Origin of the sequence: Sorangium sp. So ce363, from assembly GCF_051520435.1 — a bacterium.
GTDB classification, from domain to species: Bacteria; Myxococcota_A; Polyangia; order Polyangiales; family Polyangiaceae; genus Sorangium; species Sorangium cellulosum_B.
Genome location: NZ_CP150333.1, coordinates 3,873,178 through 3,891,980 on the forward strand (window position 1 = coordinate 3,873,178; position 18,803 = coordinate 3,891,980).

Consider the following 18,803-nt stretch of genomic DNA (forward strand, 5'->3'; position numbering starts at 1 on the left):
CCCCCTGGATAACGTGGCGGTGGTGGCGCCCTGGAGGCAGCCCCAGCGCGGGAGCGTTCGTGAGCTCACCGGTCACCGAAGGTCAAGTTCTATCGGGGAAATACCGGGTCGAGCGCATCCTCGGGCAAGGGGGCATGGGCGTCGTCGTCGCCGCGTTGCACGAGCAGCTCCAGCAGCGGGTCGCCATCAAGCTGCTCCATCCCGGCGCCAACGACGAGATGGTGGAGCGCTTCGTGCGCGAGGCGCGCGCGGCGGTGCGCCTGAAGAGCGAGCACGTCGCGCGCGTGCTCGACGTCGGGACGCTCGAGACGGGCGCGCCGTTCATGGTGATGGAGTACCTGGAGGGGAGCGACCTCCAGGAGACGCTGCGGCGGCGCGGCCCGCTCGAGCTGGAGGAGGCCGTGGGTTACGTGCTCGAGGCCTGCGAGGCCATCGCCGAGGCGCACGCGGCCGGCATCATCCATCGCGATCTCAAGCCGGCGAACCTCTTCCTCACGCGCGCGGCGGACGGCAGCGGCATGGTGAAGGTGCTCGACTTCGGCATCTCGAAGGCGCTCGCGGACCCGTCGACGGCGGGGGCCGAGCCGGAGCTCGGACTGACGAAGACGGCGATGGTGCTCGGCTCGCCGCTCTACATGGCGCCCGAGCAGATGCGCTCGGCGCGCTCGGTCGACGCGCGCGCGGACGTCTGGTCGCTCGGCGCCATCCTCTACCAGCTGCTCACCGCGCGTGTCCCCTTCGACGCGAGCTCGCTGTCCGAGCTCATCCTGATGATCAACACCGAGCCGCCGCCGCCCCCGACCACGTTCCGGCGCGACCTGCCGCCGGGCCTCGAGGCGGCGATCCTGCGCTGCCTCGAGAGGGACGTCGCGAAGCGCTTCAAGTCCGTCGCCGAGCTCGCGGGCGCCATCGTCGATTTCGGGCCTCCGCTCGCGCTGGCCTCGCTGGAGCGGATCGAGCGGACGCTGGGGCTCGTACCCGCGGTCTCCTTCCGGGACCGGGCGAGCTCCGTGCGCGAGCGCATGAGCACGCCGCCCCCCTGGCAGACGTCGCAGGAGCGCGTGAGCGGCGTCCCCGCGGCGACCGCGCGGCACAGCGCGGCGCCGCCTGCCGGCGCGACGGCGGGCGGCGCGGTCGGCCACACGGCTGGCCCGGCGGGCACCGCGCCTGGCTGGACGGCCGGCGGCGCCGCGCCCGGGGCGCGCTCGCGGAGCGGCGTCGTGCTCGCGCTGGCCGTGGTGGGTGTCGCCGTGGTGCTCGGCGGAATCCTGCGCTTCGTCACGTTCCATGGCGGCGCGGACGCCCCTCCCGCCGACCCGTCGGCCGTTGCGGCGACCGCCTCCGCCGAGCCCTCGGCGCCCGCGACGCTGGCCCCGCCCCCGCCGGTCGCGCCTCCGGAGGTGACCGCGGAGCCGCAGCCGCCGGCGACCGCGGCGCCGTCAGCGACCGTGTCCCCGGTGGCGACCGCCGCGCCGGTGGCCACCGCGGCGCCGCTGTCGACCGCCGGGCCGAAGGCGCCGGCGAGCGCGACGCCGGTCGCCACGGGGCCTCGGCCGAAGCCCACCGCCGCGCCCTCGGCCCCACCGGCCGCGACCGCCGCGCCGACCGCGACCGCGACCGCCGCGCAGCCGGGGAGCATCTTCGATGTGCTGAACGACAAAGGTAAGCCCAGATGAGTTGGCCAGGAAGCGAACGGCTCCCGCTGTGGAGCAGCAGGAGCCTGCGCGTCGGCGCCGCGGTCGCGCTCGGCGGCGCCGTGCTGACGGCCCTCGCGCCCGCGGGAGCGCAGCCGGCGCCCGCGGGGGCGCAGCCGGCGCCCGCGGGAGCGCAGCCGGCGCCCGCGGGGGCGCAGCCGGCGCCCGCCGCGGGCGCGCCTGCCGTCCAGGGGCCGCTGTCCGCGACGCTCACCGGCGAGGCCAAGGCCGAGTACGAGGCCGCGCGGATCCTCTTCAACGACGGCGACTACCGCAACGCCATCATCAAGTTCGAGCGTTCCTTCGAGCTCTCCGGCGACCCGCGGCTGCTCTGGAACATCGCCCTCTGCCAGAAGAACCTGAAGCGCTACGCGCGCCTCCTCGGGACGGTCGAGAAGCTCCTCAGGGACGCCGGCCCCCAGCTCGGGGAGCAGGATCGCAAGGACGCCGCTGCGCTCATCGAGGCGACGAAGGCCTACGTGAGCCGGCTCGATCTGAAGGCCAGCGAGGCGGGGGCCACGGTCTTCGTCGACGGCGAGGAGGTCGGCCAGACGCCGCTGAGCGAGCCCGTGCTGCTCGACGTCGGCACCCGGAAGATCCGGGTGACCAAGAAGGGCTTCAAGGACGTCGAGGTCTCTCAGCAGGTGGCGGGCGGCGGCGAGGTGACGGTCACGGCCACGCTGGAGAAAGAGGTCCATCAAGGGCGGCTCATCGTCACGGCGGCGCCGGACGCCGTCATCTCCATCGACGGTCGCGTGGTCGGCCGCGGCGGCTACGACGGCCCCGTGCCGAGCGGCGGTCACGCGCTCCGCGTCACGGCGTCCGGCATGGTGACGCACCAGTCCGAGGTGATGATCCAGGACAACCAGACGCGCCGCGTGCAGGTCACGCTGGTCCCGCAGCCCAAGCAAGGGAACGTCGAGACCTGGCTCTGGATCGGCGGCGGTGTGCTGGTGCTCGCGGGCGCGGTCCTGGTCGCCACGGGGGTCTTCGGCCCGGAGCCGCCGGTCGACGGCCGCACGTCGCCCGGCTCGGTCTCCCTGTCCCGGAAGGGCGGCGCCACGTTCACGATCCCCTTCGGGGGTGGCCGATGAGCGCCGTCGCCCGGGCGGCGCTCGCCGCGCTCGTCGCTGTCGCGGCCTGCGGGTGCTCTCCGCCGGACGAGATCATGCTCGCCGTCTCGACGGATCTCGAGATGCCCAAGGACTTCGGCGCCCTCCAGGTGCAGGTGTTCGAGGGCGGCACCCCCAAGTTCTCGGCGACCTACGAGCGGCTCGGCGAGTCCGATGCCGCCGCGCGCCTGCCGGCGACGATCGGCTTCTACTCCTCGAGCGGCGGGGGCGACTCGATCCGGATCAAGGTCAGCGCCCGCATCGGGAACGAGCTCGGCGCGCCGCGCGTCCTGCGCGAGGCGGTCACGAGGATCCCGAAGAACCGCGTCGCGCTGCTGACGCTGCCGCTCAACTTCCTCTGCGACGACTCGGGCGAGATCGAGGCGAACGGCGACGTGGTGAACAAGCACTGCTCGGAGGGGCAGACCTGCGTCGCGGGGGCGTGTGCATCGAGCGAGGTCGACGCGGGCGCGCTCCCCGACTACGCGCCCGCGGACGTCTATGGCGGCGGTGACGGCGACGGCGACGGCGATTGCTTCGACGTGACGGCCTGCTTCCAGGGCACGACGCCTGCGGAGGTGGACGCGGCGTGCTCGATCGCGGGCGAGGGCGGGGTCCCGCTGAACGTGGCGCTGGAGACCGCGGCGGGCGACGGGATCTGCGATGACGCCGAACGTTGCCTGGTGGCGCTCGACGCCGGCAGCGCGGATGGCTTCGGGGTAGCGGAGGACGGGCGGATCCAGCTGCCGACCGCCGTCTGTGATCAGGTGGCCGCCGGCAAGATCGCGGCCGTCGTGACGTCGCCGGTGACGGCCGCGTGCGTCCAGAAGACCGTGGGCCTGCCGACGTGCGGGCCGTGGTCGGCGTCGGGCTCCGTGAATCCGTGATGATGGAACCGCCAAGACGGATGCGCCGGTCAAGACCGGCATGAGGGAGCAGGTGAGCAACGAGGAGCAGCACCAGCGAATCGAGCGAGTCCTGCCCCGGGAGGAGTCCACCCCCGGGAAGGCCAGCCCTTGCGCAGCGTGGAGCGACCCACGAGGCGAAGCGTAGGGGGACGAGTGAGCGGGCCGGGTGATACAGCCCCGAAACGGTTGAATTCGAGGGGGCCGACACGATCGTCTTGCGTGGAAGGCCATGGTGGAGGCCCGAACAAAGTGGACCTGGGCCAACCACCCCCTCCGGGGTCGAGGAGTTCGGCACGCGCACACACGCCTCATGCACGGGAACCGGGAGACCTCGAAGGAGCCGCGATGCCGGTGGTGGGCAGCGGACAGCCGCGGGAAGGCACAAAGCCGCACTCCGTGGTGTTGTACTTCGAGGAGTCGGACGGGGGCATGGTACCGGAGAAGCCGGCGAAGACGCGGGTAACGCCCGTCGAGTCGGTGGAGGGACGGCCCGCGGCCGAGGGGAAATCCGCAGCACGAAACGCGTCCCGGGCTCAGGACCGGCAAGGCGCGCCCACGCAAGTGGTGCGGATCGGACAGCGAGCGAAGGAGAAGAAAGGGGAGCGGTTCGACAACCTGCTGAGCGCGATCAAGGCGCCGCTGCTGAAGGAGGCGTACCAGCGCCTGCGTAAGCGCGCGGCGCCCGGAGTGGATGGGATCACGTGGGAAGAGTACGGCGAGCACCTCGACGCTCGGCTGCTCGACCTTCAGGATCGCATCCATCGCGGCAGCTACCACCCGCAGCCGGTGCGGCGCGTGCACATCCCGAAAGGCGATGGGCGCGTGAGGCCGCTCGGCATCCCGGCGCTGGAAGACAAGCTCGTCCAGCAGGCGGCGCGGATGGTGCTGGAGCCGATCTACGAGCGAGCGTTCCTGGGGTTCTCGTATGGCTTCCGGCCCGGCCGGGGGCCGCACGACGCCCTGAACGCACTCGCAGAGGCCATCAGCCGGAAGACGAGCTGGGTGCTCGATGCAGACATCCGATCGTTCTACGACACCATCGATCACGGATGGATGCAGAAGTTCCTCGAGCACCGGATCGGGGACAGGCGCATGGTGCGGCTGCTGATGAAGTGGCTGCACGCGGGCGTCATGGAGGAAGGCGAGCTACGCGAGGTGAAGGAAGGAGTGCCACAGGGCGGGAGCATCAGCCCGCTGCTTGCGAACGTCTACCTTCACTACGCGGTCGATCTGTGGGTCAACCAGTGGAGGAAGCGGCATGCACGCGGTGAGGTGTACATCGTGCGCTACGCCGACGATCTCGCGATGGCCTTTCAGTTCGAGCGGGACGCGCGCGCGATGCGGGAGGCCTTGGCCTCCCGCATCGCGAAGTTCGGCCTGGAGCTGCACCCGGAGAAGACCCGGGTGCTTCGGTTCGGGAGATTCGCCCGGCAGGACGCCGAGCGCGATGGGCGTGCACGCCCTGAGACGTTCGACTTCCTGGGGTTCACGCACATCGCCGGCGCAAGCCGGCGAGGCGAGTTCCAGCTGAAGCGCCGCACCTCGCGGAAGAAACGGAACGCCAAGCTGGCGAGCCTGCGCGAAGCGATGCACGAGCGCAGGCATGAGCCCGTGCCAACCCAGCACGCATGGCTCTCCAGCGTGCTCGAAGGGCACTTCCGGTACTACGGAGTGCCCACGAACTACCGGGCGTTGCAGCAGTTTCGGGAACGCGTGCGCGCAAGCTGGCACCGCCAGCTTCAGCGCAGGAGCCAGCGCGCGCACTGGTCCCGACGGCAACGAACGGGGTTCGACGAGCGGTTTCCCCTCCCGCCGCCCCGCATCCATCATCCCTGGCCGGCTCTACCGCGAGCCAGTCCGTTGACCCGAGGTGGGAGCCCGGTGCGGGAAATCCGCTCGCCGGGTTCTGTCCGGGGGGCGGCCCAGACTGACCGAAAGTAGGTCAGCGCGGGCCGTCCCTACCGGGACCCAAAAGACGCCAAGAAAAACTCAAAATCTGGGCGTCTTTTGGCGGTTCAAAAGACCTTACTTTTGGCCGAAATCCCCCTCCACCCAACCGAGCGCTCGCCGTCCGGCGTTCCGGCAGGTCGCGATCTGGGCGAGCGCTCGATATCGACGTGCCGTCGAGAGCGTGACCTGACTTGACGCTCGTCGTCCGGCGTTCCGACAGGTCGCGATCTGGGAAAGCGGTCGATAACGACCTGCCGTCAAGGACGTGACCTGAGCTGACGCTCGTCGTCCGGCGTTCCGGCAGGTCGCGATCTGGGAGGACGCTCGAACTCGGGTGTCCCGTCGAGAACGTGACCTGAGCTGACGCTCGTCGCCAGGCGCTCGCCCAGGTCGCGATCTGCCCGAGCGTCGGAGCTCGACGTGCCGGCAAGATCGCGACCCTCCCAGGACCTTGCCGCGAACGCGGTGCCCAGGTCCACACCTGGGCTTCCCTTCAAAATTACGCTGCGCGCCAGATCGGGGCTGCCTTCCTCCGGCTCTTGTGAGCCTCGGCCCATGACGGGCGCTGGTGAGGGCCGTCACGTCACGTCGGTCACCCCGAGGCGCGCCCTGGGGCCGCGCTGCGCGCTCCGCGGTTGCTCCTGTAATCGGGTGTCATCGACAGGACACGAGACCGGCGCTTCCCTGGCACGACGCGCTGTCCCCCCACGTGGAGGTCTGTCCCATGTTGAAACACCTGATGATTGAAGAGATGGTCGCCCTCGTCGCTCCGTGGATCGAGGATGCCCAGCGGAAGCGGCTGTTCCTGTCGATCCCGGAGATCGCCGGGCTGCACGACAAGGTGGCCGAGGTCCACGGCGCCGTGCTGGCGGTTCGCCCGAGCAGGACGGGCGTGTCGGCCGGGATGACGGCCTTGAACGACGAGCTCTCGAAGGTCGACGAGCGCCACGATCACCTGGCCAAGGCGGTCTCGTACGGCATCGACGCGCACCGCGAGCACTGTCTGGCGGAGGAGCCGCCGGACGTCGCGGGGGCGGAGGCGTGTGATCGGGCCCAGGCCAGGCTGTTCCCGACCGGGCTCGCCATCATCAAGGCGTCGCCCACCGCGGAGTCGGGCAACACGGCGCGGATCGCCCGGCTCCTCGACGAGGAGCCCTCGACCGCCGCGTTCCTCAAGGCGATCCCGGCGCCGGGCAAGACGACGCTGCTCCACACCGTGCAGCGGTGGCTCGCGTCGGGAAAGGAGCTCTCGACGATCGAGCACCGGCGGGACGCGCTCGCCGCCAAGGAGAAGACCGCGCCGCTCGTGAACGCGACGATCCTGGCGGCGCGCAATCAATGGCTCCGCGTCGTCGCCGCGGTGCTCTCCAACCTGGAGATCTCCAGCGCTCCCGCGGAAGCCATCGAGACGATCCGCGGCCCCGTCCTGAAGGCGTCCGAGCGAGCCGGCAGGCGCTACGCCGGCGGCAAGGCCGGGAGCGCCGGCGCCGAAGGGCCTCGCCAGCCGGCGGCAGCGGGGGAGGGGGGCGCCGCCGCCGGAGGCGCGCCCGGGGTCAGCCCGCCTGTGGAGTGACGCGGCCGGGCGGCGCATATCGCATGCCGCAGGCCGCGCGCCGGGATCGCGCGCGGGCCGCCCTGGGGTCACTTCGCGCGAGCGCGCCTCGCGCGTGGTCGACGGATCAGGCGCTCGAAACGACGGATCAGCTGGTCGTCGCCGAGCGCGACCTCGAGCTCGCCGAGCAGCTCGCGGACGCGTTCGAGGTCGAGGCGGGGCTGCTCGAGCAGCACCCCGCGCACGTCCTCCAGGTCCTTGGGCCTGCCGGCCAGGACCTTGGTCACGATCAGGTCTTCCGGGCTGATCATCGGCACACGCACGCCCCCGACGTCGACGAGCCTCCGGCGCGCGAGGAACTCCAGGTGCAGGCTGGAGCCCGCGAGCACGACGTCGACGGGCATGGCGGTCGAGCGATGCACCAGCGGCAGCAGGCGAGCGTCGCGCAGGAAGTCCTCGCCGAGGGCGACCCGGAGGTCGAATCCGGCACGCGAGAGCTCGTCGACGAGCGCGAGCGTGCCCAGCTGCTCGATGGCGACGGTGACGTCGACGTCCGCGGTCATGCGGGGTCTCCCGTAGGCCACCGCTGCTTGGGCGCCGAAGACATACCAGTCAAGGCGCCGCCTGCGCATCGCTGCGGCGAAGTCAGCGAGCAACGCGACGGCGGCGGGGCGGGAGGCGATCGAGCGCCTCGAGGACGCGGAGGTGCGTGGCGAGGTCTTCCTCGCGCTCTCCGTCGCTCGGCCACGCTGGCCTTTGCGCGAGGACTTGCTTGCGGAGCTCATCGGCGATCCGGACTCCAGCGGCGGGGCCGTGCTGCTTCTTCCAGTCGCGCCAGTAGAGCTCCTTGTCGCGCTGGGCTGCCGCCCAGTCCTGGCGAGCGAACCGGCGAAGCTCGTCAGGGTCTCGCACCGCGCTCACCGTACCACGGCAGGCAGCGCGCGCGGTACCCACGGGGCCGGCAACGAGGGCCACAGGCACGCGTGGATCGGCGCATCGCGCGGTGTGCGCTGGCGCCGATCACGTGACGGACGGCCCGGCGGCGCGCGTCACCCGCGCCGCCGCCGCCACCGCGCGAGGAGCGCCGCGGCGGCGAGCCACGCCGCTGCCGAGCCCGCCGCCCCGTCGGCGCCCGCCGCGAGCCCGCAGCCGTTGCCGTGCGCCCGGGGGTCGCCGCGCAGCGGCCTGAGGGTGGCGCCCTCGCCGCCCGAGCCGTCTTCGCCGCCGTCGCCTCCGACGCCGCCCGCCCCGGGGTCGCCGCCGCCCGAGCCCGCGTCGCCGCCGCCCGAGCCCGCGTCGCCGCCGCCCGCACCGTCTTCGCCGCCCGCGCCGCCGCCTCCGCTGCCGGCGTCATCGGGCACGCAGCCGCCAGCCACGCAGGTGCCGCCGGGGCAGCGGGCGCCCTCGTTGGGGAAGAGCGCGCACTCGCCGTGCCTCGGGTGGCACTGCGCGGAGGTGCAGGCGTCCCCGGAGGGCGCGCACACGACCGGATCGGCGCCCTTGCAGACGCCGCCGTCGCAGGCGTCGGTCCGGGTGCAGGGGTCGCCGTCGTCGCAGGGCGTGCCGTCAGGCTTCGCCGGCGCGCTGCAGTCGCACGCGTCGCCGACGTCGTCGCCGTTCGCGTCCTCCTGCCCTTCGTTCGAGAGGAACGGGCAGTTGTCGCCGTCGTCGGGCGCGCCGTCGCCGTCGTCGTCGTCGTCGCACCGGTCGCCGTAGCCGTCGTCGTCGCCGTCGCTCTGGCTCGGGTTCGCCGTGAGCGGGCAGTTGTCGCCGCCGTCGGACGCGCCGTCGCCGTCGTCGTCGCCGTCGCACGCGTCGCCCTCGCCGTCGCGGTCGAGATCGGACTGGTCGGGGTTCGGGATGGAGAGGCAGTTGTCCACGCCGTCCTCCACGCCGTCGTCGTCCCTGTCCAGCGCGTTCAGGTCGCACGCGTCGCCCCGGCCGTCCGTGTCGGCGTCGGCCTGATCGGGGTTGGGGACGAGCGGACAGTTGTCGGCCTCGTCGCCCCGGCGGTCGTTGTCGTCGTCGTCGTCGCACGCGTCGCCGCTCTCGTCCGGCGGCGACTCGTCCTTGTTGTTCTCCTGCCCCGCGTTGGGCGCCGACGGGCAGTTGTCGACGCCGTCGGGCACGCCGTCGCCGTCGTCGTCGGGATCGCAGGCGTCGCCCGCGCCGTCGCCCTCGAGGTCCGACTGATCGGCGTTCGGCGTGAGCGGGCAGTTGTCGTCGCCGTCGAGGACGCCGTCGCCGTCGTCGTCGGGATCGCAGACGTCGCCCGCGCCGTCGCTGTCGGCGTCGGCCTGAGCCGGGTTCGGCGCGGACGGGCAGTTGTCGTCGAGGTCCTTCACGCCGTCGTCGTCGCCGTCCACGTCCCAGTTGACGACGAAGGCCCGCTCGGCCACCGACATCCCGGCGAGCGCCGGCGCCGGGAGCGCGTCGAGGCGGGCCGCACCCGCGTGGGAATCGGCCCGGCTCGCGCGCTGGCCGCCGAAGTGCATGACGACCCGCGTCTCTCCGGGCGGCAGCTGCAGGGTGAACTCGACGACGGGCCCCTGCGTCTCCGCGCAGTCGAAGGTGGCCATCCCGACGCTCCCCGGGGCGATCACCGCGGAAGGCCCGTAGAAATTGAAAAAGAGGCTCGGATCCCCCGCCATGTCGTTGGCGTCGTCGGTGGCGAGCCATCGATCCGCCGGCGTGAACTCCAGATCGCCGGTGTGCGACTGCGTGATGGTGGTAGCGCCGTCGGATCCGACGTTCGTCTCGATCCGCACGACCGTTGCCCGCTCTCGGGTGGTGGGGTTGTGGAGGATCTCCAGGAAGCGCGCCCAGCCCTCGTCGGTCGGCACGTACACCTTGCGGGTGACCTCCAGATCGCCGAGGAGCGTCGGCCCGTGGACGAACTGCCTCCCGTCCATCTCCTCCACCCGGGCCGAGGCAGGAAAGGCGACCCCGTCCACCCGAAGTAGCATGCCGCTGTCGAAGGCGTCATCGGTCCCGTCGCTGATCACCCCCTCCGTCCCGACGTCCCACCGGAAGTTGAGACCATCGACGAGCGCCTGAACGGGCCCTGTGACAGCGCACTGCGCCGCCGCGCTCCGCGGCGCCGCCGCGAGGGCCAGCGCGGCGCCGACTGCTGTGGCCATGACGGTTCGCTTCATCATCACTCTCTTGCTCCCCGGGCCGCGCCAGACGGCCTGACGCGCTCGTCAGCGCTCCGACGTCGCCCGCCGGCTATCTCTTCTCCAGGACGAGGAGCTGCACGCGCCGGTTCTTCTCCCGCCCGGCCGCGCTCCTGTCGTCCGAGATCGGCTGGCTCGCCCCGTATCCCTTCGCGACCAGCCGCTCGGCCGCGATGCCCTTCCCGACGAGCCACCGGCGCACGGCCTCCGCGCGAGCGGTCGAGAGCGTCTCGTTGAACCTGGCGTTGCCGGCGCCGTCCGTGTGCGCGGAGACCTCGATCTTCACCCACTCCGGGTGCTGCTCGATGACGTCGCGCACCTCGGCGAGCACCGCCTCGCTCTTCGGATCGATCGGCGCCGGGTCATTCTTCAGCACGCGGAACACGACGGGCTCCAGCAGCACGATCTGCTCGCCCTGCACCCGCACCCGCGTCGGGCAGCCGCTCGCGGGCGCGTCGCCGCTCGCCGGGCCCTTCTCGCGCGGGCACGCGTCGGCGTCGTCGGGCAGGCCGTCGCCGTCCTGGTCCGTGGGCTGGCGAGGACCAGGGGGGCAGCCAGGGCGCGTCGCGCCGCCCGCTGCGTCGCCCTTCTCCGCGGGGCACGCGTCGAGCGCGTCGGGCAATCCGTCGCCGTCCTGGTCCGCGGGGCAGCCGCGCCGCGACGGATCGCCGCCCCCGGAGCCCGCGGCCGCCCGGGGGCAGAGGTCGTCCGGATCGGCGACGCCGTCCTCGTCCTCGTCCTCGACGGGGCAGCCGTTCCTCTTCGCGTCGGCGCTGACCGGGCCGTGCGCGTACGGGCACGCGTCCCGCGCGCCGGGGATGCCGTCCATGTCCGGATCCGCGTTCGCGCCGGCGTCCGCCGCCGCGCCGGCGGGCGGCGGCGCCGGGGGAGCCCACGCCACCGTCCCCATCGCGCGGAACGACGGCGTGCCGATCGCGTCGCCGATGCCCGGACCGGCCGCCGCCCCGACGACGAGGCCAGCGAGGGGGCGGAGACGAGCGCCGAGCAGGAGCTCGGCGCTCGTCGTCCTCTCCACCTCGACCCGCTCGCGCGCGGTCAGCGACAGGGAGCCGCCCTGGAGCATCGTCTCGGCGTACACCTCCGGGCCGAGCTGCAGCCGCTCGTCCCAGAGGAGCACGCCCGCGCCGCCGCCATAAGCGAGCGTCGAGGGGCTCTCGGAGCTCCGCATCACCGCGCCGGCCGCGACGCTCCACACGACGCGCGCGATGCGCCCGCCGAGCAGGAGCTGCGGCGTGACGCGGACCGCGCCCTCGCCGACGTACGCGTCCGAGCTGCCCGTGGGCAGGTGCAGGGACGCGCTCGTGCCGAGCTGGAAGGGGTCGCCGTCGTCGCCGAGCAGCCGGACGCGCACGCCGAGGCGCAGATCCCCGAGCGCAGGGGAAGACGGCGCCTCGGGGGCGCCCGCGCCGGCCGCCGCCGCGGCGCCGTCGCCGCTCTGGGCGAGCGCGAGCGGCAGCGACGCCGAGACGAGCAGCCGATCCCACAGCGAGAGGGAGCCGCCGACGTGGAGGAGCGACTGGCTGCCGACGATCGCCCGCTCCGGCGAGGCACCGCCTCCGAGCGTGAGCGGATCCTCCGCGTGGTCGAACAGGGCGAGCCCGCGCGGGACCAGGTGCCCTCCAATGAACGGCGACGGCACACCGAAGAGCGGATCACCCGCGGGTGTCGGCTCAAACCGGCTGAGCGCGACGGCGCCAGGCCCCTCCGCGCGCGCGGAGGACGGGCCGAGGGCGATGCCGATCAGCGCGCCCGCGAGCGCCGCGCCCACCGTGATGAAGCCTCTCATGGGCGCCGGATGGTATCCCCGCCACCGCAAGCGGAGCAAAGGCGATTTGTCCGAGACGTTTCCAACAGTTGCTCGTGCGGCGCGTGCATCGGATAGCATCGCGGTAATCCGAGGTGGAGAGTCGGAGAGTCGGAGCGCGGCCATCGCGGCGTGCCTCCGCCAGCAAGGAGCATCGATGCGAGGGAAGCACCTGGGCCATTGGGGGCGCGCCATCGCGGCCGCGCTCGGCGTGTGGCTCGCGGCGGGCGTCGCCGCGGCCCAGCCAGCGCCCGCCGTGCCCGCCGCGACGCCGCCCGCGGAGACGCCGCTCGCGGAGTCGCTGACCGGGATGGCCAGGGCCGAGCACGGGGCGGGCGCGGCGCTGTTCGACGACGGCGATTACGCGGGCGCGCTCGCGCGGTACGAGCGCGCCTACGAGCTGTCGCGCGATCACCGGCTGCTCTGGAAGGTCGCGCTCTGCCAGAAGAACCTGCGGCGCTACGCGACGATGCTCGCGACGCTGCGCCGGATCGAGGCCGAGGCGGGCGCCGCGCTGTCGGCGCGCGACAGGCAGGACATCGCCGATCTGCTCAAGGCCGCCGGGATCTTCGTGTCCCTCCTCGATGTCAGGGCGAGCGAGCCGGGGGCCGCGGTGTTCGTGGACGACGAGCCGGTCGGGACGACGCCGCTCGCCGCGCCGGTGCCGATCGACATCGGCGAGCGCCGCATCCGCGTGTCGAAGCCGGGCTTCGTCGATTTCGTCCGGCAGGTGAAGGTCGTGGGCGGCGACAGCGTCGCGCTCGTGGCGCGGCTCGACCGGGCGGTGAACCGGGGGCGGCTCGCCATCGCGGCGGGGCAGGACGATCTCATCGCGATCGACGGCAAGGTGGTGGGCAAGGGCCGCTGGGAGGGCTCGGTGCAGAGCGGGACCCACGCGCTGCGGGTGACGGCGCCGGGGATGACGCCGCACGAGGCGCAGATCCTGGTCCGCGACGACGAGCGCCGCCGGATCGACGTGTCGCTGGAGCGCACCGCGCAGCGGGGCGGCGCGAGCAAGTGGCTCTGGATCGGCGGCGGCGCGGCGATCTTCGCGGGCGCGCTCGTCGCGGGCTCGCTGCTCTTCGAGCCGGGGACGCCGGCAGAGCAGGGCAGCCTGGGCACGGTCCCGCTCGGCTTCGGAGGGAGACGTTGATGCGGATGAAACGGACGAAGCGGACGAAGCGGACGGGACCGATGTCGGCGGTGGTGTTGCTCTCGCTCGCGGCGGCGGCGGGGGGTTCGGCCTGCGGCGGGGAGAAGGGGCAGCTCATGGTCGTCTTCCAGACGGACATGTCGCTGCCGAAGGACATCGATACGGTCCGGATCGAGGCGACGCTCGACGGGTCCGTCGTCTACGACGAGACGTTCGAGCGGCTCGGGAGCGAGGGGTCGATCCTCCTGCCGGCGACGCTGGGCTTCCTCACGCCCGACGACCCGTCGCAGGCGCTCCGGGTGCGCGTCATCGCGAGCCGCGGCGGGAAGGACGGGGTGCGCCTGCTCCGCGAGGTGCTGACGACCGTGCCCGAGGGGCGCACGGCGACGCTGCACATGCCCATCCAGTTCCTGTGCGACGGCTCGGCCGAGGTCGAGCGCGACGAGCAGGGCAACGCGCTGCGCGACGCGGAGGGCAACGTGCTCGTCAAGAACAGCTGCCCCGAGGGCCAGAGCTGCGTCGCGGGCTCGTGCGTGCCGCGCGAGGTCGACTCGCGCGAGCTGCCCGATTACGAGGCCGTGGCCGTGTTCGGCGGCGGGGCAGGCGACGGCGACGGGCTCTGCTTCGACACTCTCCAGTGCTTCGCCGGCGCCGCGTCGGCGCCGGTCGATCTCGAGGCGTTCGCCGCGGACGGCACCGTCTGCCGGGCCGCCGCGCCGAGCGGCGACGTGAACGTCGCGCTGCTCACGCAGGGCGGCGGGATCTGCGGCGAGAGCGCGTGTTTCGTGCCGCTCGACGCGGAGAGCGACGCGGGCTTCCGGGTGGAGGAGGGCAACGTGCTCCGACTGCCGGTCGAGGTGTGCCGGCGGGCGCAGAGCGGCAAGCTCGCGGGGCTCGCGATCGCGGCGGCGGGCGAGGGGCAGTGCCGCAGGAAGGGCACGGATCTGCCGACGTGCGGCCCGTGGTCGGCGCTGCGGGGCGGCGAGTCCACGGAGCCCGACGCGTCGGCGCCCGTCCCCGTGGCGGTGGCGCAGGTCCACCCGGTGTCGCTGCAGGTGGCGGCGGGCGGCGTGACGTGGATCGCGGGCGCCACGTTCGACGGCGAGGGGATGGCCCAGGAGGACGGGGCGCTGAAGACGGCGCCCGTGGACGGCGGCGAGCCGCTGATCCTCGGCGCGACGCAGGCCTCGCCGCGGGATCTCGCGATCGACGAGGTGCGGCAGGTGGCCTTCTGGACGAACGCGGAGGACGGCACGCTGAGGGTGGTCCCGCTCGCGGGCGGCGAGCCGCGCGTGCTGCTCGCGGATCTGGAGCAGCCCGAGGGGCTCGCGCTCTCGGGCGGCGCGCTCGCGTGGACCGAGCTCTGGGGAGGCGGCGTGTTCCGGGCGCAGCTGAGCGGCAGCGGCGCGGAGGTCGCGCTCGGCGCGCCGGAGGAGCTGACGCCGCCCGGCACGGCGTTCTCGTCGCCCTACCGCGTGGCCAGCGCGGGGGACACCGTGTGCTGGACGTACCAGGGCACGCTGGGCAGGACCGACGGGGCGGTGGCGTGCCGCGTGGGAGAGGCCTCGGTGACGATCGCCGCGGAGCAGCTCACCCCGCGCGAGATCGCGCTCGACGTGGACGGGGAGGGGAGCGCGGCGGCGGTCTACTGGGCGAGCTTCGAGGGCGGCAGCGTCTTCCGGGCGGATCTGAGCGGGGCGGAGGCCGGCGCGCCCGAGGAGATCGTGTCGGATCAGGGCCAGCTGAACGGCCTCGCGGTGGACGAGGGGCACGTGTACTGGACGCGGCGCGACGCGGGGACGGTCGTGCGCATGCCGAAGGGGGGCGGGGAGCAGGAGGTGCTGGCCTCGGGGCAGGCGCGGCCGGGCGACATCGTGGTGGACGAGGCGACCGTCTACTGGATCAACGAGGGATCGCCGGACGGCAGCGACGGCGCGCCGGTGAGGGACGGGGCGGTGCTGAAGCGCGCGAAGTGACGGGGACGGCGGCGAGCGCAGGGGGCGGCGCCGCGCCGCCTGCGCGCTCGCCGCCGCGTGTGCTATGGCGCGATCCGTGAAACGCACGGCGCTTCTCCTGTTCGCCCTCGCGCTCCCCGCGTGTGGATCGAGCTACGCACAGCAGGGCCCGAGCGACACGCTCCGGGCCTACGCGCAGGCGCTCCAGGAGGGGCGCGTCGACGCGGCCTACCGGCTGCTCTCGGACGAGGCCAAGCGGTCGATGTCGCTCGAGGCCTTCCGGCGCGCGGTGCGGGACAACCCGGACGACGCGCTCGAGATCGCCCGCGCCATCGCGCGGCCCGCGGCCGATCCGGTGGTGACCGCGACGGTCACCATGCCGAACGGCGAGGAGCTCCTGCTCGTCTTCGAGGGCGGCCGCTGGCGGCTCGACGCGGCGGCGGTCGATCTCTACGGTCAGGCGACGCCCCGGCAGGCGCTGGTGGGGTTCCTGCGGGCCTTCGAGCGGAGGCGCTACGACGTGATCATGCGCTACGTTCCCGACGCCGAGAGGGAAGGCCTCGTCGAGCCCGCGGGCGCCGCGCCCGATGAGGCAGGCGCGCCCGGCGAGGCGGGCGCTGCGCGCGCCGGCGGCGAGGGCCCGGCGCAGCCCGCCGGACCTGGAGCCGCGCCGGGGACCGCGGGAGCTGACGCGGCGCAGAAGCCTGGCGGTCGGCCCGGGACGGTCAGGGCCGCGGCCGCCGCGGCGCAGCTGACGCCCGAGAAGCTGAAGAGCGCCTGGGAGGGGCCGCAGAAGGAGCAGATCAACCGGGTCGTCCAGGCGATCAAGGCGGCGCTGCCGACCGCGACCATCGAGGAGACCGGGGACAGCGCGTCCATGGCCTATGGCGCCGGCGGCACGGTCGCTTTCACGCGCGAGCACGGGGTCTGGAAGATCAAGGACTTCTAGCGGCGCGCCCGCGTCATGGCTTCGAGAAGAGCGCTGTACTAGGGTTGTCTGCATGCCGACCGGCGATCCTTCTTCGCGAACGCCTCCCTCGCCCGACGCGGATAGCGTCCCGATCCTCCCGCTGCGCAACTCGGTGCTGTTCCCGATGTCGGTCGTGCCGATCAACGTCGGCCGGCCGCGGAGCGTGCGCCTCGTCGAGGATCTCCTCGGCCGCGAGCGCGCGCTGGTCGGCGTGATCAGCCAGAGGTCGCCCGACGTGGACGAGCCGACGTTCAAGGAGCTCTACTCCGTCGGCACCGTCGCGCGCGTTGTGAAGGTCATCCGGCTCGGCCCGAACAACTACTCGGTCGTGCTGAACGGGCTCGGCCGCTTCCGGGTGAAGTCGGCGTTCTCGCTGGAGCCGTACATGCGCGCGCGGATCGAGCGCATCCCGGAGTCGCTCGTGCGCGACGTGGAGCTCGAGGCGCTCGGCGCGGGCCTGCGCGAGGCGACGCGCGAGGTGCTCGGCCTGATGCCGAACCTGCCGCGCGACACGGCGGGCATCCTCGACAACGTGCGCGAGCCGGGCGCGCTCGCCGATCTGATCGCCTCGAACTTCCCGCAGGCGCAGGCCTCGGTCGGCGATAAGCAGGAGATCCTCGAGGCGTTCGACGTGAAGGCGCGCGTCCGCCTCGTGCTCGCGATGGTCGGCCGCCAGCTCGAGGTGCTGCGGGTCAAGAAGGAGATCTCCTCCATGGTGCAGGAGGAGATGGGCAAGTCGCAGCGCGAGTACATCCTCCGGCAGCAGATGAAGTCGATCAAGGAGGAGCTCGGCGAGGGCGGCGACGACGACGAGATCGAGGAGCTCCGCGAGCGCATCCGGCGCGCCAAGGTGCCGGCGGAGGTCGACAAGGTGGTCCGCAAGCAGCTCAGCCGGCTGCGCTCGATGGCGCAGCAGTCGGCCGAGTTCAACGTGACCAAGACGTACCTCGAGTGGATCGCGGATCTGCCGTGGTCCAAGACGACGGTGGACAAGCTGAGCGTCGAGAGCGTTCGGCGCTGCCTCGACGAGGATCACCTCGGGCTGGAGAAGGTGAAGAAGCGGATCGTCGAGTACTCGGCGATCCGGCAGCTTCGCACCGACAAGAAGGGGCCGATCCTGCTCTTCATCGGGCCGCCCGGCGTCGGCAAGACGTCGCTCGGCAAGTCGATCGCGCGCAGCATGGGGCGCCGCTACGAGCGGATCGCGCTCGGCGGCGTGCGCGACGAGGCGGAGATCCGGGGGCACCGGCGCACGTACGTGGGCGCGCTGCCCGGGCGCATCCTGCAGGCGCTGAAGAAGGCGGGGACCAAGAACCCGGTGCTCGTGCTCGACGAGGTCGACAAGATGGGCGTCGACCTGCGGGGCGATCCGGCGGCGGCGCTCCTCGAGGTGCTCGATCCGGAGCAGAACTCGACGTTCCAGGACCACTACCTCGACCTGCCGTTCGATCTGTCGCAGGTGATGTTCCTCGCGACCGCGAACAACTGGGACGGGATCCCGGGGCCGCTCGTCGACCGCATGGAGGTCATCGAGGTGCCCGGCTACACGCGGACGGACAAGCTGGGGATCGCGCGGGAGTTCCTGGTGCCGAAGCAGCTGTCGGCGCACGGGCTCACGGACGAGCGCCTGGAGTTCACGGAGCCGGGCATCGAGGCGGTCGTCGACCACTACACGCGCGAGGCGGGCGTGCGCGGCCTGGAGCGGCAGATCGCGGCGGTGTGCCGCGCGACGGCGGTGAAGGTCGCCGAGGGCCACGACGTGCGCGAGGTGGCGACGCCCGAGCACGTGGAGCAGGTGCTCGGCCCGCACAAGCACCGCCCCGAGATCGCCGAGAGGACGCTCCAGCCCGGGGTCGCGACCGGCCTCGCGTGGACGCCGGCGGGCGGCGAGATCCTCTTCATCGAGGCGACGAAGATGCCGGGCAAGGGCAACGTGGTGCTCACCGGCAACATGCGGAACGTGATGCAGGAGTCGGCGAGCACGGCGGTGAGCTTCGTGCGCAGCAAGGCCGATCGGCTGCACCTCGATCCGGAGTGGCTCAAGGAGATCGATCTGCACGTGCACATCCCGCAGCACGGCACGCCGAAGGACGGGCCGAGCGCGGGCGTGACGATGTTCGCCGCGGTGGCGTCGCTGCTGCTCGGCGCGCCGGTGCGCAGCGACGTCGCGATGACGGGGGAGATCTCGCTGCGCGGGCGGGTGATGCCGGTCGGCGGCGTCAAGGAGAAGCTGCTCGCGGCCCACCGCGCCGGGATCCGGCACGTGCTCATCCCGGTGAAGAACCGGCGCGACCTCGAGGACGTGCCGCAGGACGTCAAGGATCAGATCAAGATCACGATGGTGTCGTCGATGGAGGAGATCCTGCCGCTCGTGCTGGAGCCGCCGCGGCGCGCTCCGGCGCAGAGCGCGTCGCAGGAGGAGCTCGAGGAGCAGGCGGGGGCGTAGCGGGAGGGCGCTCCACGAGCGCCGTCCCGCCTTCGTTCGATTTCGAGCGCGTTCCGGGGGCC

General features: G+C 72.9%; 13 protein-coding genes. 9 read left to right on the plus strand and 4 right to left on the minus strand.

Translation table 11 applies throughout. From position 1 onward, the window contains the following. Positions 1–59 precede the first annotated feature (59 nt). The 5 genes from WMF12_RS14840 to WMF12_RS14860 all read left to right on the plus strand — a co-directional run bounded on the left by WMF12_RS14840 (position 60) and on the right by WMF12_RS14860 (position 7,237). A complete protein-coding gene (locus WMF12_RS14840) occupies positions 60–1,676 on the plus strand; it encodes a serine/threonine-protein kinase (RefSeq protein ID WP_437872166.1) in 1,617 nt (538 codons plus the stop codon). After that, positions 1,673–2,788 (plus strand): PEGA domain-containing protein, encoded by a 1,116-nt coding sequence (locus tag WMF12_RS14845; RefSeq protein ID WP_437872169.1) that lies wholly within the window; start codon positions 1,673–1,675, stop codon positions 2,786–2,788. The genes WMF12_RS14840 and WMF12_RS14845 overlap by 4 nt, the downstream gene beginning before the upstream one ends. Next, on the plus strand, positions 2,785–3,693 hold the full coding sequence (locus tag WMF12_RS14850; RefSeq protein ID WP_437872171.1) for a hypothetical protein: 909 nt from the start codon (positions 2,785–2,787) through the stop codon (positions 3,691–3,693). Before WMF12_RS14845 ends, WMF12_RS14850 begins: the two co-directional genes overlap by 4 nt. 270 nt (positions 3,694–3,963) lie before the next feature. Then, positions 3,964–5,655, plus strand: a complete 1,692-nt coding sequence (gene ltrA, locus WMF12_RS14855) for a group II intron reverse transcriptase/maturase (protein WP_437851622.1) — start codon at positions 3,964–3,966, stop codon at positions 5,653–5,655. 733 nt (positions 5,656–6,388) lie between these two features. Continuing rightward, positions 6,389–7,237: a hypothetical protein gene (locus tag WMF12_RS14860; protein ID WP_437872172.1), complete on the plus strand. Its 849-nt coding sequence runs from the start codon at positions 6,389–6,391 to the stop codon at positions 7,235–7,237. Positions 7,238–7,305: 68 nt separating this feature from the next. Here the strand turns inward: WMF12_RS14860 and WMF12_RS14865 are convergent, their stop codons facing one another. From WMF12_RS14865 to WMF12_RS14880, 4 genes are all read right to left on the minus strand, one after another. Continuing rightward, entirely contained in the window at positions 7,306–7,848 is a 543-nt protein-coding gene (locus WMF12_RS14865) for a nucleotidyltransferase (protein WP_437872173.1), read from the minus strand. 13 nt (positions 7,849–7,861) lie between these two features. Further along, positions 7,862–8,128: a hypothetical protein gene (locus tag WMF12_RS14870; protein ID WP_437872175.1), complete on the minus strand. Its 267-nt coding sequence runs from the start codon at positions 8,126–8,128 to the stop codon at positions 7,862–7,864. Between the two features lie 137 nt (positions 8,129–8,265). Next, positions 8,266–10,356, minus strand: a complete 2,091-nt coding sequence (locus tag WMF12_RS14875; RefSeq protein ID WP_437872176.1) for a thrombospondin type 3 repeat-containing protein — start codon at positions 10,354–10,356, stop codon at positions 8,266–8,268. A gap of 88 nt (positions 10,357–10,444) precedes the next feature. Then, entirely contained in the window at positions 10,445–12,199 is a 1,755-nt protein-coding gene (locus WMF12_RS14880; RefSeq protein ID WP_437872177.1) for an OmpA family protein, read from the minus strand. A 175-nt stretch (positions 12,200–12,374) separates the two neighbouring features. Here WMF12_RS14880 and WMF12_RS14885 point away from each other — a divergent pair, with 175 nt between their 5' ends. The 4 genes from WMF12_RS14885 (at position 12,375) to lon (ending at position 18,741) form a co-directional block, all read left to right on the plus strand. Further along, positions 12,375–13,370 carry a PEGA domain-containing protein gene (locus WMF12_RS14885; RefSeq protein WP_437872180.1) on the plus strand — a complete coding sequence of 332 codons (996 nt, stop codon included), beginning with the start codon at positions 12,375–12,377 and terminating at the stop codon, positions 13,368–13,370. Then, positions 13,370–15,346 (plus strand): hypothetical protein, encoded by a 1,977-nt coding sequence (locus tag WMF12_RS14890; protein WP_437872181.1) that lies wholly within the window; start codon positions 13,370–13,372, stop codon positions 15,344–15,346. Before WMF12_RS14885 ends, WMF12_RS14890 begins: the two co-directional genes overlap by 1 nt. Before the next feature lie 76 nt (positions 15,347–15,422). Beyond that, positions 15,423–16,274 (plus strand): hypothetical protein, encoded by an 852-nt coding sequence (locus WMF12_RS14895; RefSeq protein ID WP_437872183.1) that lies wholly within the window; start codon positions 15,423–15,425, stop codon positions 16,272–16,274. A 52-nt stretch (positions 16,275–16,326) separates the two neighbouring features. Beyond that, a complete protein-coding gene (lon, locus tag WMF12_RS14900; protein WP_437872184.1) occupies positions 16,327–18,741 on the plus strand; it encodes an endopeptidase La in 2,415 nt (804 codons plus the stop codon). Positions 18,742–18,803: the final 62 nt, after the last annotated feature.

Bases quoted from the DNA above. Each gene is read 5' to 3' on its own strand.
- WMF12_RS14845 (WP_437872169.1), top strand. From the start codon at position 1,673: ATGAGTTGGCCAGGAAGCGAACGGCTCCCGCTGTGGAGCAGCAGGAGC.
- WMF12_RS14850 (WP_437872171.1), top strand. From the start codon at position 2,785: ATGAGCGCCGTCGCCCGGGCGGCGCTCGCCGCGCTCGTCGCTGTCGCG.
- WMF12_RS14860 (WP_437872172.1), top strand. From the start codon at position 6,389: ATGTTGAAACACCTGATGATTGAAGAGATGGTCGCCCTCGTCGCTCCG.
- WMF12_RS14865 (WP_437872173.1), bottom strand. From the start codon at position 7,848: ATGCGCAGGCGGCGCCTTGACTGGTATGTCTTCGGCGCCCAAGCAGCG.
- WMF12_RS14875 (WP_437872176.1), bottom strand. From the start codon at position 10,356: ATGGCCACAGCAGTCGGCGCCGCGCTGGCCCTCGCGGCGGCGCCGCGG.
- WMF12_RS14880 (WP_437872177.1), bottom strand. From the start codon at position 12,199: ATGAGAGGCTTCATCACGGTGGGCGCGGCGCTCGCGGGCGCGCTGATC.
- WMF12_RS14885 (WP_437872180.1), top strand. From the start codon at position 12,375: ATGCGAGGGAAGCACCTGGGCCATTGGGGGCGCGCCATCGCGGCCGCG.
- WMF12_RS14890 (WP_437872181.1), top strand. From the start codon at position 13,370: ATGCGGATGAAACGGACGAAGCGGACGAAGCGGACGGGACCGATGTCG.
- lon (WP_437872184.1), top strand. From the start codon at position 16,327: ATGCCGACCGGCGATCCTTCTTCGCGAACGCCTCCCTCGCCCGACGCG.